This window comes from Cellulophaga baltica (assembly GCF_900102165.1).
Lineage (GTDB): Bacteria > Bacteroidota > Bacteroidia > Flavobacteriales > Flavobacteriaceae > Cellulophaga > Cellulophaga baltica.
Genome location: NZ_FNBD01000003.1, coordinates 44661 through 60515, shown reverse-complemented (window position 1 = coordinate 60515; position 15855 = coordinate 44661). Strand labels below are relative to the sequence as shown.

Sequence of the window (15855 nt, the reverse complement as noted above, 5' to 3'; positions counted from 1 at the left end):
TTTTTCTTCAATAAAAATTTAAATCCCGTGTTTGATGTCACTTGTTAAGTGCATTGGTACGGGTTTTTTTATGCAAGCCAAAATTATAAAATGAAAGTACTTTGCTTTATTTTTTTAGTTGTATCAATGCAATTTGGGCAGGCTCAGAAGGTAGTTGAGAAAACAATTTTTGATACAGTAGATACTGCAATTGAAATAGATGCGAGCAATTGTTATGCAGTTTTCGTAACAACTTCAAAAAGTAATAAGGTAATAGTAGCGGCTAAAATGGCCGGAGAATATAGCGATAATCTTAGTTTGAATATTCATGAAGAAGGGAGCACCTTATTGATTGATACTGGCTTTAATTTAAACTTTGAAGCTCCAAACGATAAGTTAAGTGCGCATAAGGTGGTGTCTATTTCATTGCATGTTAGTGTGCCAGAACATTTAAGAGTAAGAATTTTTGGAACTTATAGCAATATAGACGTTTCTGGTTTTTATAGAAACTTAGACGTCTCATTAAATGATGGAAATTGTACCCTCAGAAACACGGGCGTAGACACTAACGTACAAACACAAAGTGGAACAATTACCGTAGTTGCTGATTCTGGAACAATAACAGCCAAGACCAAATATGGGCGGTTGTCATCTGAAGAAATAAAGAGCGGAAGCGATGTTTATAATCTTAAATCAGTTACCGGAAATATACATCTTAAGAAACTCAATTAATATAACTATTTTTGCACCACGTTTATAAAATAAGCATGAGTTTAAAAAAATCAATTCTACTAGTTTTAATAATTCTAGTTATAGATCAGATAAGTAAAATATACGTAAAAACACATTTCACCTATAATGAAACCTTGGAGGTTTTTAGTTGGTTTAAATTTGTGTTTATTGAAAACTCAGGTGCCGCGTGGGGTACTAAGCTAAGTGACTTTTTACCTATATCTGAAGAAACAGGGAAATTAATCTTAACTGTTTTTAGACTATTTGCCGTAGTTGGTATTGGCTATTGGTTGTATGATACGGTAAGAAAAAATTTATCCAATACGTTGGCAATTGCTGTTTCCTTGATATTTGCGGGAGCTTTGGGGAACATTATAGATTCTGTTTTTTACGGAATGATATTTTCTGAAAGCCTTTATGGGGGCGAATTGGCTACTGCCTTTTCAGGTGAACCTTATGGGAGTATTTTTCATGGTAAAGTGGTAGATATGCTTCATTTTCCATTTATAGAGAATGCGGTGTGGCCAGAATGGGTTCCTTACTTTGGTGGTAATACATTTAGTTTCTTTGAGCCGGTATTTAATATTGCAGATATGGCAATTAGTACAGGGGTGGGAATCTTACTTGTGTTCAATAAAAAAGCATTTGCTAAAACAGAGGAAGAAGAAAACATTGAAGCGACAGAACCACAAGAAGGAACTGTTTAAAATGTATACGTCTTGTTTGGTGTAACGCAATAATCTAGCTTAATGTCGGTAGCTAAGATGTCTGTGATTGTATCAGCAGCTTCAAAGAATGAAAGTGCCACTTTAAGGCAGTTCTCATTACAATCAGCTAAGAATTTATCATAATATCCTTTTCCATAACCCACTCTGTTTCCAAACGCATCAAATGCTAATAAAGGAATGAAAACCACATCTATACTTTTTGCTGGTATTTCTATGCCATCTACAGGTTCAGGAACGTTCCATTTATTTTTTTTGATCAGTGTATTGTCTGTCAAAAGATAATGTTGCAACGTATGGCTATCTAGCATTTTTGATAAAATTACATTTTTATCTTTGCCTTGTAAAATGGATAAAATGAAGCTAGTGTCTATTTCTTTTTTTTCAGAGATAGATAAGTATAGGTGGTAATTATTTTTATTCCAGATGGGAAGTTGAAGTAGGTTGTTGGCTATAGAAATGCTTGAATCTATAAGTTCATCGGGAGAAAGTTTCTCGCGTCTTGAGGAGTACGTTAATCTAAGATCTTTTTTTATCATATAAAATCTTGGTTATAACGTAATAATTGATACTAAATTGTAATGTCTATTCTTTAGCAGAAACTGCAACGTAAATTTTAAAGAAAAGCATTAAAATCAAATATGTTCCTAAGGTTATGATGTAATTTTCCATAGCAGTATTAATTTTCTATAATCTAAATGTAAATAAAAAAACAATATAACTCCGCGAACTGCATTCAAAAATCGTTGAAATGCACTGTTTTAATAAAAAATTATGATTTTGTAGGAATTGTAGGAAGAATTACTTTTCTAAAAATAGCATTTAAAATAGTGATATTCAAATTTTTAAGAGAACTTTAAGGGGGGTCGATGTGAAATCAAAAATTAAGGATAGGTCTATATTAGTTTACAATTTCTTAAACAGAATTATTTGATTATAATTTATAGCAATTAGTACCTTTTTTACCAACGGTTACAATCATTAGAATTTGAAGTTAAAACGACCTAAAAATTATAGCTTTTGCTAAAAACAGAGTAATTTAACGGTCTTTATCGTAGATTAAATGTTTAGATTAATTTAATGCAAGAACCATCTTTAGAATTACAGCTAAGTACACTGCCTAATAATCCAGGAGTCTATCAGTTTTATGATGCTGAAGATAAAATGTTGTATGTAGGTAAGGCTAAGAATCTAAAGAAAAGGGTAAGCTCTTATTTTACTAAAAACCATGAGATTGGTAAAACGCGTGTATTAGTAAAGAAAATACGGAGTATAAAACATATCGTTGTTCCAACAGAGTCTGATGCACTTCTTTTAGAGAATAATTTAATAAAGAAATACCAGCCTAGGTATAATGTTCTTTTAAAGGACGATAAATCTTATCCTTGGATTTGTATTAAGAACGAACGTTTTCCAAGAATTTTTCCTACCAGAAGGCATATAAAAGACGGGTCTGAATATTTTGGACCATATACGAGTATGAAAACGGTAAAAACCTTGCTTGATTTAATTAAGAGTGTATATCCGTTGCGTACCTGTAATTATGATTTGTCAAAAGAAAAAATAGAGTCTGGTAAATATAAAGTATGTCTTGAGTATCACCTTAAAAACTGTAAGGGCCCTTGTGAAGATTATCAAGACGTAGAAGAATACCACAGACAGATAGAAGAAATTCGTGAAATACTAAAAGGTAATTTTAAATCCTCACTTCAGTATTTTAAAAATCAAATGAAAATTTTTGCTCAAGAAATGCGCTTTGAGGAGGCGCAAGATATCAAGGAAAAAGTAGCAGTGCTAGAGAATTATCAAGTGAAAACTACTATTGTAAATCCTAAAATTAACAATGTAGATGTTTTTTCTATCATATCAGATGAAGCTTTTGCATACGTGAATTATTTGCAACTTTCGCATGGCTCCATTATACGTTCACATACCTTAGAGATTAAAAAGAAGTTAGATGAGTCTGACGCAGAGCTTTTGGCTTTGGCTATTGTAGAAATTCGTCAAAGATTTAAATCCTTGACAAGAGAAATATATGTACCGTTCTCTGTAGAGGTAGAGCAGGATGTTAAGATTACTATTCCTAAGTTAGGCGATAAAAAAAGAATTCTAGAATTATCAGAGCGGAATGCAAAACTTCAACGACAAGAGCGTTTCAATCAAATAAAAATCATGGATCCAGATCGCCATACGAATAGGTTAATGGCGCAGATGAAGAAAGATTTAAGATTGTCTGAAGAACCAAGGCATATAGAATGTTTTGATAACTCTAACATTCAAGGAACCAATCCTGTTGCTGCTTGTGTCGTGTTTAAGAATGGAAAACCGTCTAAGAAAGAGTATCGCCATTACAATATTAAAACTGTGGATGGTCCAGATGATTTTGCTTCGATGGAAGAAGTGGTTTTTAGGCGCTACAAAAGACTTTTAGAAGAAGAAGAGCCGCTACCTCAGTTAATAGTTATTGATGGCGGTAAAGGGCAATTGTCATCGGCATTAAAAAGTCTAGATATATTAGGTTTGCGGGGTAAAATAGCGATTATCGGAATTGCGAAACGTTTAGAGGAAATTTATTTCCCAGGAGATTCAATTCCCTTATATTTAGATAAAAAGTCAGAAAGTCTAAAAGTTATTCAGTTTCTTAGGAATGAAGCGCACCGTTTTGGAATTACATTTCATAGAAATAAGAGAAGTGCTGGGGCAATTTCGTCTGAGTTGGAAGCTATTGAGGGTATAGGTGGTAAAACGATCGAAGATCTGCTGAAAAAATTTAAATCGGTAAAAAGAGTTAAAGAGGCTTCATTAGAGCAATTAGCCGAAACAGTAGGAATGGCTAGAGCAAAAAAAGTATACGAGAGTTTTCATTAATTTGAAAAGCAACACTATGAATAGAATTTTATTTTTATCGGCTTTTCTGTTTTCCATTTTTACAGTTGTAGCACAGAACAACACTAAAAAGGAAGATGTAAAAGTAGGTCTAGTCCTTAGTGGTGGTGGAGCAAAAGGATTTGCGCATATTGGGGCGTTAAAAGTCATAGAAGAGGCCGGAGTAGAGATAGATTATATTGGAGGCACAAGTATGGGGGCTATTGTAGGTGCGCTTTATGCTTCCGGCTATTCGGCAAATGAATTAGATTCTATTTTTGGAAATACAGATTTCACTAAATTAATACAGGATAACCTGCCACGAAGCTCAAAAACCTTTTATGAGAAAGATGATTCTGAACGCTATGCGTTAACCTTGCCGTTTAATCACTTTAAAATATCTTTCCCTTCTGCAATTTCTAGCGGTCAAAGTATTTATAATGAGTTGGTAAGGTTGCTATATCATGTAAATAATGTAGATGATTTTAGTAAATTACCCATTCCGTTTTTCTGTATTGCTACGGATGTGGAGACAGGAAATGAAATAATTTTAAATAAAGGGTATCTTCCGGAAACCATAATGGCGAGCGGAACCTTTCCCTCTCTTTTTGAGCCTACTGAAATTGATGGAAGGGTGCTAATTGATGGTGGTGTGGTTAATAATTATCCGGTAGATGGGGTCCTGAAAATGGGTGCCGATGTAATTATTGGTGTAGACGTGCAGCACGGATTGTCTAGTAGAGAAAACTTAGGATCAGCGACAGAAGTGTTACTGCAAATAAACAACTACAGAACCGTAAAAGATATGGTGGAGAAGGTGGAGAAAACAGACATCTATATAAAGCCCAACATAGAGAAATATTCGGTCATAGATTTTGCTTTCTTATCTGAAATTGTAAATAGTGGAGAACTTGCAGCAAGAGAAAATTATATAGCTTTAAAAGAATTGGCAAGCAAACAGAATAGAAAAAAGTTTAAGAGAGTTCCTATAATTTGTAAAGATACTTTGCAATTAAACAACCTTATTATTAATGGTAGCGATAACTACTCTAGAGGTTTTGTAAAGGGTAAGCTGAGATTTCCATTAGATAACCATGTAGCTTTTGAAAAATTACAACAAGGAATAGGAAACTTGTCTGCAACGGGCAACTTTAAAACGATCCGGTATCGGTTGGAACCCGATGATAAGAAAACAGATTTAGTATTAGATTTACGCGAGAGTAAAACCAAGACCTTCATAAAAATAGGGGTGCATTATGATGATTTGTTAAATAGTGCCGCCATTTTAAATCTGACCAAAAAAAATATTCTATTTGATGATGATGTGGTTTCGTTTGATTTTATTTTAGGGGATAATGTCAGGTATAATTTAGAATACTATATAGATAAAGGCTCTTATTGGAGTTTTGGTATAAATTCTAGATTCGTAGGGTTTGGACAAAATATAGATTACCAAAATTTTGAATCTAATTTTGATGTTCCTGTAGATCCTAATATTAAAAATATAAATATTGATGTGTCAGACATCACCAACCAAGCTTACTTGCAGACAGTAGTTAAGGAAGAGTTCGCATTTACATTGGGAGTAGAGCATAAATTTTTAAAGTATAGTACAGAAACCATTGGGGAGTTATCAGATGATGAGAATGCTGTAGTAGACGATAGGTTTTATTTTGAAAAAAGTAATTTTTTTAGTGCCTATGGTAAGTTAACTTTAGATACCTATGATAGTAAGTACTTTCCGAGTAAAGGATTATATTTTGATGGTGATTTTCATTTCTATTTAGGGTCATCAGATTTTACCAATAATTTTAGAGAATTTTCAATAGCACAATCTAAAATGGGTGTTGCTTTTCCTATTTTTAAAAATCTATCGCTGAATATTGAAACAGAAGGCGGTTTTAAATTGGGGACATCCGCGGTTACGTCTTTTGATTTTGTTTTGGGTGGTTTTGGAGCGGCTAGAATAAATAATTTTATTCCTTTTTATGGTTATGATTTTTTAAGCTTACCAGGGAACAGCTTTGTAAAAGGAATGATGAGATTGGATTATGAATTTACACCAAAAAATCATTTAATCTTTGCTGCAAATTATGCCAATGTAGATGATGATCTTTTTAGAACAGGAGAATGGTTTAAAGAACCCACTTTTTCAGGATATGGTGTAGGTTGTGGTTGGGAGTCATTTGTTGGTCCCGTGCAAGTAATTTATTCTTGGTCTCCAGAAAAATCTCAGTCCAATTTATTTTTCAGTGTAGGGTACTGGTTTTAAAATAGGGCTAAATGGTTTGTCATTAATTTACTACAAAAGTTAGCCTTAAATTACGATATTTGTAAAATGCTACAATACAGAGTTGATATTACGGCGCATCTTCGAGCCATGTGGTAAAGCCATTTTTAATTCTTTCTCATAAGAAAGATAAAATTGTGTACACATACTTTTTATAAATCATTTCAAGATAAATATCATGGCAGCAGAAATAAAAAACCTAAAAGATTTAAAGAATACGGAATACTCGTTAAAAAAACTGTTTAAAGAAGCAGAGGATTTTCTTCCGTTACTAGGTACAGATTACGTGGAGCTTTACGTGGGGAATGCAAAGCAATCTGCACATTATTATAAAACAGCTTTTGGGTTTCAGTCAGAAGCATATGCGGGTTTAGAGACAGGAGTTAAAGATCGTGTTTCTTATGTATTAAGGCAAGATAAGATCCGCTTGGTCTTAACAACTCCACTAGAAAAAGACGGCGAAATTAATAGGCACATTAATGAGCATGGTGATGGTGTAAAAATTGTTGCGCTATGGGTAGAAGATGCCACTAAGGCATTTGAAGAAACGACCAAGCGTGGTGCAAAACCTTATTTAGAACCAACAAGAGAGGAAGATGAAAACGGACATGTAGTAAGATCGGGAGTGTATACTTATGGGGAAACAGTTCATTTATTCGTAGAACGTAAAAATTACAAAGGGCTTTTCTTGCCAGGATTTAGAAAATGGGAATCTCATTACAATCCGGCACCAACAGGAATCAAGTTTATTGATCATATTGTTGGTAACGTAGGTTGGAATGAAATGAACACGTGGTGTAAGTTTTATGGCGAAGTAATGGGTTTTGCTCAAATCGTATCATTTGCAGATGATGATATTGCTACGGAGTATACAGCGCTTATGAGTAAGGTAATGAGCAATGGCAATGGTCGTGTGAAGTTCCCAATAAATGAGCCTGCGAAAGGGAAAAAGAAATCGCAAATAGAAGAGTATTTAGATTTTAATAATGGACCAGGAGTTCAGCATATGGCTCTGGCTACAGATGATATTGTAGTCACAGTATCGGCAATGAGAGATCGTGGAGTGGAGTTTTTATATGTTCCTGACGAGTATTATGATGATTTGTTAGAACGTGTAGGAGATATTGATGAAGATGTAGAAGTGCTCAAAGAACATGGCATTCTAATAGATAGAGATGAGGAAGGATACCTGTTACAATTGTTTACAAAAACTATTGTAGATAGACCTACCTTATTTTTTGAAATTATTCAACGAAAAGGTGCGCAATCTTTTGGAGTAGGAAACTTCAAAGCGCTTTTTGAGGCGATAGAAAGAGAGCAAGAAGCTAGAGGAACGCTCTAATTTTGATCAATTTTCTTAATGAATTATTAATTTTTATCAGACTTCTATAAATTACTGTTAAGACTATAGTTAAAGTCCGTTAAAACTAATTTTAGAATAAAAGGTTTGTTTTAACTTTGTCATCAAATAAGGGGTGGTTCCCTTATTGACTTTAAGTATTGGTTTTTCATAATTTAAAGTTTGGTTGGTTATTTAGGGAAAGCCCAGTGGAAACACTGGGCTTTTTTTATTCTTTTTTTTCAATTACAATAGTTTGGAATAAATTTTGTTTATCTAAGTGTAAAGTTAATCCTGTGGAATTTGTTTTTTACTATTTTTACAGTGTTTGCTATAAATTAACCTCTTATCGCAATTATATTCTTTAAGGCAATAGATAAAGTATGAAAAAGATTTTACTACTCATATTCGTTATAGCAATCGGTGCAGTTCATGCACAGGAGAAAAGTGAACCATTTAAATCTGGAGAATGGCTAAAGTTTCGTATTCATTATGGTATTTTTAATGCGAGTAGTGCCACGCTTCATCTTACAAATGATTATGTAGACGGGAAAAGCGTTTACAAGGTTCGTGGAGAAGGTAAAACAACCGGAGCAGCGAGAGTTTTTTATAAGGTAGATGATGTTTATGAAAGTTACTTTGATAAAGAAGATGGCAGGCCTTATAAATTTGTCCGTAAAATAGATGAAGGTGGGTATACTAAAGATATTGAAATCAATTTTGATTACAATAAGAAAAAAGCTGAGCTAAACGATAAGAAGAACGAAAAAAAGGAAAACTTTACGATAACAAATAAGGTTCAGGATTTAATTTCTGCTTTTTATTATATCAGAAAAAATTACGACTTCAATGACCTTACGGAGGGTGAGTTTATTAAGTTAGATATGCTATACGATGATGATGGAGTATATCAGTTTAAATTAAAATATGTGGGTATAGATACCCTAAAAACAAAATACGGAAAAGTAGCTTGTTTAAAGTTTAGACCATATGTGCAATCTGGTCGTGTTTTTAAAGAAGAAGAAAGTTTGTCTTTATGGGTTTCCAATGATGATAATAAAATTCCAATTCGGATCAAAGCAGATATTGCTGTTGGTTCTATCAAGGCAGATTTAGACGGGTATAATGGTTTAAATAACCAGTTTAAAATTATAATGGATTAAATTTTCTGGACTATTTTGTTAAATAAAGTAGTATTAGGCTAGCGCAATAAAACTTGACTTCAATAAAGAATTCTATTTTAATTCTTTATTCTATTTTTGTCAAAACATTGTTTTTTCAAAGTATTCAGTTAATCTAAATTTATTCCCATTGAAAAGTAAAGAAGATATCGATCTGCAAATTTCGAAGCTTGAAGAAAAGTATAAGAATTCTGGTCAAGATTTAAGTTCCTATTTAGATGGTCTTCTTTATCAACGCTACTTAACTTATTGGGATTATATACATTTAGATACGCTTCTAAGTCTTCAAATACCAAGAACGCACTTTCCTGATGAAGAAATATTCATCATGTATCATCAAATTACAGAATTGTATTTTAAGCTAATACTTCATGAGCAAAAACAATTAGTAGATGACAAAACACAAGAAGTAGATTTCTTTATTGAAAAAGCAAATAGAATAAACAGTTACTATAGGGTGCTTATTTCATCATTCAGTATCATGATAAATGGAATGGAGCGAGAGCAATTTCTGCAATATAGAATGGCTTTATTACCAGCAAGTGGTTTTCAATCTGCACAATACAGGATGATTGAAATTTATGCTACTTCTATGAAGAATTTGGTGCATCATACAGAGAGAGCTAGTTTTTCTTCAGAAAATGAAATAGAAGAACTTTACGAACATATTTATTGGAAAAAAGGAGCTACGGATAAAGCTACTGGTGAAAAAACCTTAACCTTAAAGCAATTTGAATATCGGTATACGCCTAGATTAATTCGTATTGCTAATCAAGTAAAAGATAGTAGTATTTATGCCAAGTATCTTCAGCTCCCAGAAAAAGTTAAACAGAATGAATCTTTGATTAAGGCATTGAAAGAGCTAGATGTAAATGCTAATGTAAATTGGCCATTAATGCATATGGGTTCTGCATACCGTTACCTTGCTAAGGATAAAAAACCAATTGATGCTACAGGAGGAACAAATTGGAAAGAGTATTTGCCTCCAAGTTTCCAAAAAGTTGTGTTTTTTCCGGAGTTATATTCTAAAGATGAGTTAAATGATTGGGGAAAACAATGGGTAGACCATATCTTTAACCCTGAAAAAAGCACACATTGAGAATGCAGAAGATTTGTTTGATTATATTGGCTTGCCTTTTTTTGAGTTCATGCGGAGATGAAAAAAAAGAAAAAGATACAGTAGAGAAAGTAGAAGTGATTGAAAAGCCTATTGTTGAGGCTTACGGTTTTAATTTAGAAGATTTTGTTGTTTTAAAAGATACGGTCCGTAATGGAGATAGTTTTGGTGACCTTATGATTAAAAATAAGGTAGACTATCAGAAAATATTTAAAATATCTACGGAATTCAAAGACACCTTTGATGTGCGAAAAATTAAAATTGGAAAGCCATATGCAATTTTAAAATCTAAGGATACCTCAGAGATAGCTCAATATTTTATTTATGAAGATGACCGAATTAACTATACGGTGGTTGATTTAAGAGATTCTGTTATTGCTTACCATGGTAAGAAAAATGTGAAATATGTAGAAAGGGTAGCATCTGGTGTTATTAATTCTAATTTGTCTACTGCTATAAACGAACAAGGCATCGATTATATGGTTACAAATAATTTATCTGAAATCTATGCTTGGTCTATTGATTTTTTTAGACTACAAAAAGGAGATAAATTTAAAGTGCTGTATAAAGAGAAATATATTAATGATAGCATTTATGCTGGAGCAGAGCCTATAGAAGCAGCTTTTTTTGAGCACAATGGGGAGTCTTTTTATGCATTTTCGTATGAAACAGATTCTGTGAATAACATATCAGAATACTATAATGAACAGGCTAAAAATTTACGAAGAGCTTTTTTAAAAGCACCAGTGGAGTTCAGTAGAATTTCTTCTCGTTATAATTTAAATAGAAGAATAGCTTACTATGGTTATAAAGTTAGGCCACACAAAGGTACAGATTATGCTGCTCCAATTGGGACGCCTATTCTAGCTACGGCCAACGGTACAGTTATAGAGTCAACCAGAAGAGGTGGTAATGGTAAGTACGTTAAAATAGAACACAATAGTACCTATAGCACTCAATACCTGCACATGAAAAATCAAAATGTTAAGAAAGGTCAATATGTCAAACAAGGAGATGTAATTGGTTGGATTGGGATGACAGGTAATACAGGAGGACCTCATGTATGCTATCGTTTTTGGAAAAATGGAAAACAAGTTGATCCGTTAAGAGAAAAATTACCAGTAGCAGAACCAATTGTTGATTCATTAAGAGGACGATATTTAGAATTTATAAGTCCAATTAAGGCAAAATTGGATAGCGTACCTTATATAGAAGTAAAAATACAAGAAGAAGTAAAAGAAGAACAACCGTTAACACTTAAATAAAATGGCACTACAAAATATAAACCCAACGAGTACAAAAGCGTGGAAACAATTAACAGATCATTTCAATGCCAATAAGAATCACGAGATAAAAGAATATTTTAAATCAGATGCAACCCGTGCTGATAAGTTTACTATTGAGTGGAATGATTTTTTAGTTGATTTTTCAAAAAATAGACTTTCTAGAGAAACTTTAGGTTTACTTCTTAATTTAGCAGAAGAGTTGAAATTAAAAGATGCTATAGGTAAATATTTTGAAGGTGATATTATAAATGAAACAGAAGGTAGGGCTGTACTTCATACGGCTTTAAGAGCTAAGAAAACAGATTCAGTTCTGGTTGATGGTGAAAATGTGGTGCCAGAGGTTTATGAGGTTAAAGAAAAAATAAAGGCATTTACGGCGTCTATTATATCAGGAGATAAAAAAGGATTTACCGGTAAGAAGTTTACAGATGTTGTTAATATAGGTATTGGTGGTTCAGATTTGGGACCTGCAATGGTTGTAGAGGCATTGAAGTTTTATGGCAACCATTTAAAAATGCATTTCGTAAGCAATGTAGATGGTGATCATGTGTATGAAACGTTACGTCATTTAGATCCTGAAACTACGTTGTTCGTAGTGGTTTCAAAAACTTTTACAACCCAAGAAACATTAAGTAATGCAACCACCATTAAAAAGTGGTTTTTAAAGCATGCAACACAAGCTGACGTTGCGAAACATTTTGCTGCAGTTTCTACCAATACGGAGAAGATTTCGGAATTTGGAATAGCTTCTGAAAATGTATTCCCAATGTGGGACTGGGTTGGTGGTCGTTTTTCATTGTGGAGCGCAGTAGGGTTATCAATTGCCTTGGCGGTAGGTTTTGAGAATTTCGATGCTTTATTAGAAGGCGCTAATGAGATGGATGATCATTTTAAAGAAGAAGATTTTGATCAAAACATTCCTGTGGTATTAGCATTAATAAGTGTTTGGTATAATAATTTTTATGGTGCTGAAACGGAAGCTATTATTCCTTACACGCAATACCTAAGTCGCTTTTCTGCATATTTACAACAAGGAATAATGGAGAGTAATGGTAAAAGTGTAGATAGAGCAGGGAATCCTGTAACATATCAAACGGGTACAATTATTTGGGGAGAACCAGGTACAAATTCTCAGCATGCATTCTTTCAATTAATACATCAGGGTACAAAAGTAATCCCAACAGATTTTATTGGATATAGAAATTCACTTCACGGTGATACCGATCATCACAATAAACTAATGGCAAACTTCTTTGCTCAAACAGAAGCTTTGATGAATGGTAAGGAAGCTGCTGAAGTAAAGAAAGAGTTGGTAGAAAAAGGAATGGATGAAAAATCATTAGATAAATTACTCCCATTTAAAGTTTTTCAAGGTAATAATCCAACAAATACATTATTGATAGATAAGTTAACTCCTAAAAGTTTAGGAGCGTTAATAGCAATGTACGAGCATAAAATATTCGTCCAAGGTGTTATTTGGAACATATTTAGTTATGATCAATGGGGTGTAGAACTTGGAAAACAATTAGCAACTACAATTCTTAAGGATATTGAGAATTCCGAAATTGCTAATCATGATTCATCAACATTAAATCTTTTGCATAATTTTAAGAAATAATTAGACTTCTTCTCTTTTTCTTAATAAAAGTTGATAAGTTCTTGTTTTACAGGTGTTAGACACGTGTTTTTATGTTAATTTTGGCAAAACTAATTTAACGTTTTGTTAATATACAAGTGTAATTAAAGTTTCACTTTTGCAGCAAAACTAAAACTAAAATAACACTTAGAAAAATGAGAAAAATGTATTTCACAATTGTCGCATTACTTTTTACGGCAATTGCTTTTTCACAAGGTACAATCACCGGAACAATTGTTGATGGTGATTCAGGTGAATTTTTGCCAGGGGCAAATGTAGTAGTGAAAGGAACAATTAATGGTGCTACAACCGATTTTGACGGTAAGTATTCTTTAAATGTTTCTCAATCTTCAGGGACTTTAGTAATTTCTTATATTGGTTATAAAACCAAGGAAATTTCTTTTACAGCAACTGGGGGTAAATCTGATTTAGGTAGAACAACCTTAGAAGCGGATGCTAGTGCTTTGGATGAAGTTATTGTTACAACGTACTCTTTGGCTATTGACCGTAAAACACCAGTAGCTGTTTCTACAATTAAAGCTGCCGAAATTCAGACAAAATTAGGGAGTCAGGAGTTCCCTGAAATTTTAAAATCTACTCCAGGAGTTTTTGTAACTCGTGGTGGTGGTGGTTTTGGAGATGCCAGTTTACGTATGCGTGGTTTTAATTCTGAAAACGTTGCTGTAATGATTAATGGTATTCCAGTAAATGATATGGAAAATGGAGTTGTTTATTGGAGTAACTGGTCTGGTTTGTCTGATGTAACAAGTACTGTACAAGTGCAGCGTGGTCTTGGTGCTTCAAAATTAGCAGTGCCTTCTATTGGAGGTACAATGAATATTGTTACTAAATCTACTGATGCAGTTAAAGGTGGTAATGTTATTATGACCACAGGTAATAATGGGTATACAAAATATGGTTTTACATTATCTACAGGGATGTTGGAAAATGGATGGGCTACGACAATTGCAGCATCTAAAACCTCAGGTCAAGGTTTTGTTGATGGAACTGAATTTTTAGGATATTCTTACTTTTTAAATATTGCCAAAAAAATCAACGACAATCACAGTTTGTCATTAACAGCATTTGGTGCGCCACAAACACATGGTCAACGTCAAAACAGATTATTGATAGATGATTTTAGAACAAGTGAAAGAGGCATAAAAACAAATACAGATTATGGGTATAAAAATGGCCAATTTGTAAGTATAGAAGATAACTTTTATCACAAGCCAAAAATGATATTAAACCATTTTTGGACAATTTCAGACAAGTCTAATTTAACAACTTCAGTTTACGCATCTTTTGGAACTGGTGGAGGTGGTGGTTTTTCTGGAGTTAATAAATTCGGAAAATACAATTTAAATTATCGTGATGATGAGTTTGCACCTGTAAATTTAGACATCATTGTGGATGAAAACAAAGCTTTAGGTTTAGCAGGTTCTGAAACTATTTTACGAGCTTCAAGAAATAACCATAGATGGTTTGGAGCTATATCAACTTATAGCACTGCACTTACAGATAATATTGAATTAATTGGTGGTGTGGATATCAGATCTTATAAAGGAGAGCACTTTACTGAATTAACAGATTTATTAGGGGGTGAATTCTTTATTGATAATGGCGATCAAAATAATCCAGGAAACATCGCAAGAGTTGGGGATAAGATTAGTTATTATGATGAAGGTTTTACTTCTTGGTTAGGGGCTTTTGCTCAAGTAGAATATAGTAAAGATAATCTTTCAGCGTTTGTATCACTTGCTGCTTCGAACACAGGATATAAAAGATTAGATTATTTCTCTTATGTAAATACAGATCCTGAAAGAGAAACAGATTGGATTAACTTTTTTGGATATAGTGGAAAAGGTGGAGCAAACTATAATCTTGATGAAAAAAACAACGTTTTTGCAAACATTGGATATTTTGAAAGAGCACCTTTTAATAATGCAGTATTCTTAAATTTCAGAAATGACATCAATGCTGGTGCAGAAAATCAAAAGATTTTTAGTGCTGAATTGGGTTATGGTTTTAGAACTTCTGAATTAAAATTAGATTTAAATGTGTACCGTACACAATGGAATGATAGAACAGAAACGGTAAGTTTCCAAAACCAAGACGGCACGTTTAATTCAGCTAACGTACTAGGTGTTAATGCATTGCACCAAGGAGTTGAATTAGAGGCGCAATACAGACCTACAGATAAATTAAGACTAACAGGTATGATTTCAATTGGTGATTGGACTTGGCAGAATGATGTTACTGGTGTTAAGATATTTGATGATCAGCAAGTAGAAGTTGATGAAGTAGACATTTACATTGCAGGTCTTAAAGTTGGTAACTCGGCACAAACTACATTTGCACTTGGCGGAAGTTATGAAGTTTTAGAATCTACAACTTTACGTTTAGATTATAACTATGCGGGTAATAACTATGCTGATTATGACCCATCTGCTAGAGGTTTAAGTGCTGCAGGAGTACAAGCTTGGGAAATGCCAGCTTACGGACTTTTTGATGTTGGTCTTACACATAGATTTGATTTTGGTGGTTTTAAAGCTAGTTTGAATGCTAATGTTTACAATTTGTTCAATTCAGAATATATTACAGATGCTCGTGATAGTAATGGAACTGCTTCAACTGCATTAGTTTACTTTGGTGCAGGTACAACGTATACAGTAGGAGCTAAACTTAATTTTTAAAAAAAAATA

The 15855-nt window shown here is 33.3% G+C and carries 11 protein-coding genes; 10 read left to right on the top strand and 1 reads right to left on the bottom strand.

Going from position 1 to position 15855, the window contains the following annotated elements; all coding sequences use genetic code 11:
- The first annotated feature begins 90 nt into the window (after nucleotides 1-90).
- Entirely contained in the window at nucleotides 91-711 is a 621-nt protein-coding gene (locus tag BLQ19_RS05925; RefSeq protein WP_029447695.1) for a DUF4097 family beta strand repeat-containing protein, read from the top strand.
- Between the two features lie 35 nt (nucleotides 712-746).
- Nucleotides 747-1418 (top strand): lipoprotein signal peptidase, encoded by a 672-nt coding sequence (locus BLQ19_RS05920; RefSeq protein ID WP_029450551.1) that lies wholly within the window; start codon nucleotides 747-749, stop codon nucleotides 1416-1418.
- Here the strand turns inward: BLQ19_RS05920 and BLQ19_RS05915 are convergent.
- A complete protein-coding gene (locus BLQ19_RS05915) occupies nucleotides 1415-1975 on the bottom strand; it encodes a 5-formyltetrahydrofolate cyclo-ligase (protein WP_074537734.1) in 561 nt (186 codons plus the stop codon). The genes BLQ19_RS05920 and BLQ19_RS05915 overlap by 4 nt on opposite strands.
- Nucleotides 1976-2516: 541 nt before the next feature.
- Between BLQ19_RS05915 and uvrC the strand changes: the two genes are divergently transcribed.
- From uvrC to BLQ19_RS05875, 8 genes are all read left to right on the top strand, one after another.
- Nucleotides 2517-4304 carry an excinuclease ABC subunit UvrC gene (uvrC, locus tag BLQ19_RS05910; RefSeq protein WP_074537733.1) on the top strand — a complete coding sequence of 596 codons (1788 nt, stop codon included), beginning with the start codon at nucleotides 2517-2519 and terminating at the stop codon, nucleotides 4302-4304.
- 16 nt (nucleotides 4305-4320) lie between these two features.
- Nucleotides 4321-6573 (top strand): patatin-like phospholipase family protein, encoded by a 2253-nt coding sequence (locus BLQ19_RS05905; protein ID WP_074537732.1) that lies wholly within the window; start codon nucleotides 4321-4323, stop codon nucleotides 6571-6573.
- 196 nt (nucleotides 6574-6769) lie between these two features.
- On the top strand, nucleotides 6770-7933 hold the full coding sequence (gene hppD, locus BLQ19_RS05900; RefSeq protein ID WP_074537731.1) for a 4-hydroxyphenylpyruvate dioxygenase: 1164 nt from the start codon (nucleotides 6770-6772) through the stop codon (nucleotides 7931-7933).
- Between the two features lie 380 nt (nucleotides 7934-8313).
- Nucleotides 8314-9093, top strand: a complete 780-nt coding sequence (locus tag BLQ19_RS05895; RefSeq protein WP_074537730.1) for a DUF3108 domain-containing protein — start codon at nucleotides 8314-8316, stop codon at nucleotides 9091-9093.
- A gap of 148 nt (nucleotides 9094-9241) precedes the next feature.
- Nucleotides 9242-10210 (top strand): tryptophan 2,3-dioxygenase family protein, encoded by a 969-nt coding sequence (locus tag BLQ19_RS05890; RefSeq protein WP_074537729.1) that lies wholly within the window; start codon nucleotides 9242-9244, stop codon nucleotides 10208-10210.
- Between the two features lie 2 nt (nucleotides 10211-10212).
- A complete protein-coding gene (locus BLQ19_RS05885) occupies nucleotides 10213-11493 on the top strand; it encodes a M23 family metallopeptidase (protein WP_024482635.1) in 1281 nt (426 codons plus the stop codon).
- A 1-nt stretch (nucleotide 11494) separates the two neighbouring features.
- On the top strand, nucleotides 11495-13132 hold the full coding sequence (pgi, locus tag BLQ19_RS05880; RefSeq protein ID WP_074537728.1) for a glucose-6-phosphate isomerase: 1638 nt from the start codon (nucleotides 11495-11497) through the stop codon (nucleotides 13130-13132).
- Nucleotides 13133-13305: 173 nt separating this feature from the next.
- Nucleotides 13306-15846, top strand: a complete 2541-nt coding sequence (locus tag BLQ19_RS05875) for a TonB-dependent receptor (RefSeq protein ID WP_074537727.1) — start codon at nucleotides 13306-13308, stop codon at nucleotides 15844-15846.
- Nucleotides 15847-15855 lie beyond the last annotated feature (9 nt).

Bases quoted from the DNA above. Each gene is read 5' to 3' on its own strand.
- BLQ19_RS05925 (WP_029447695.1), top strand. From the start codon at position 91: ATGAAAGTACTTTGCTTTATTTTTTTAGTTGTATCAATGCAATTTGGG.
- BLQ19_RS05895 (WP_074537730.1), top strand. From the start codon at position 8,314: ATGAAAAAGATTTTACTACTCATATTCGTTATAGCAATCGGTGCAGTT.
- BLQ19_RS05905 (WP_074537732.1), top strand. From the start codon at position 4,321: ATGAATAGAATTTTATTTTTATCGGCTTTTCTGTTTTCCATTTTTACA.
- BLQ19_RS05915 (WP_074537734.1), bottom strand. From the start codon at position 1,975: ATGATAAAAAAAGATCTTAGATTAACGTACTCCTCAAGACGCGAGAAA.
- BLQ19_RS05920 (WP_029450551.1), top strand. From the start codon at position 747: ATGAGTTTAAAAAAATCAATTCTACTAGTTTTAATAATTCTAGTTATA.
- BLQ19_RS05885 (WP_024482635.1), top strand. From the start codon at position 10,213: ATGCAGAAGATTTGTTTGATTATATTGGCTTGCCTTTTTTTGAGTTCA.
- uvrC (WP_074537733.1), top strand. From the start codon at position 2,517: ATGCAAGAACCATCTTTAGAATTACAGCTAAGTACACTGCCTAATAAT.
- pgi (WP_074537728.1), top strand. From the start codon at position 11,495: ATGGCACTACAAAATATAAACCCAACGAGTACAAAAGCGTGGAAACAA.
- hppD (WP_074537731.1), top strand. From the start codon at position 6,770: ATGGCAGCAGAAATAAAAAACCTAAAAGATTTAAAGAATACGGAATAC.
- BLQ19_RS05875 (WP_074537727.1), top strand. From the start codon at position 13,306: ATGAGAAAAATGTATTTCACAATTGTCGCATTACTTTTTACGGCAATT.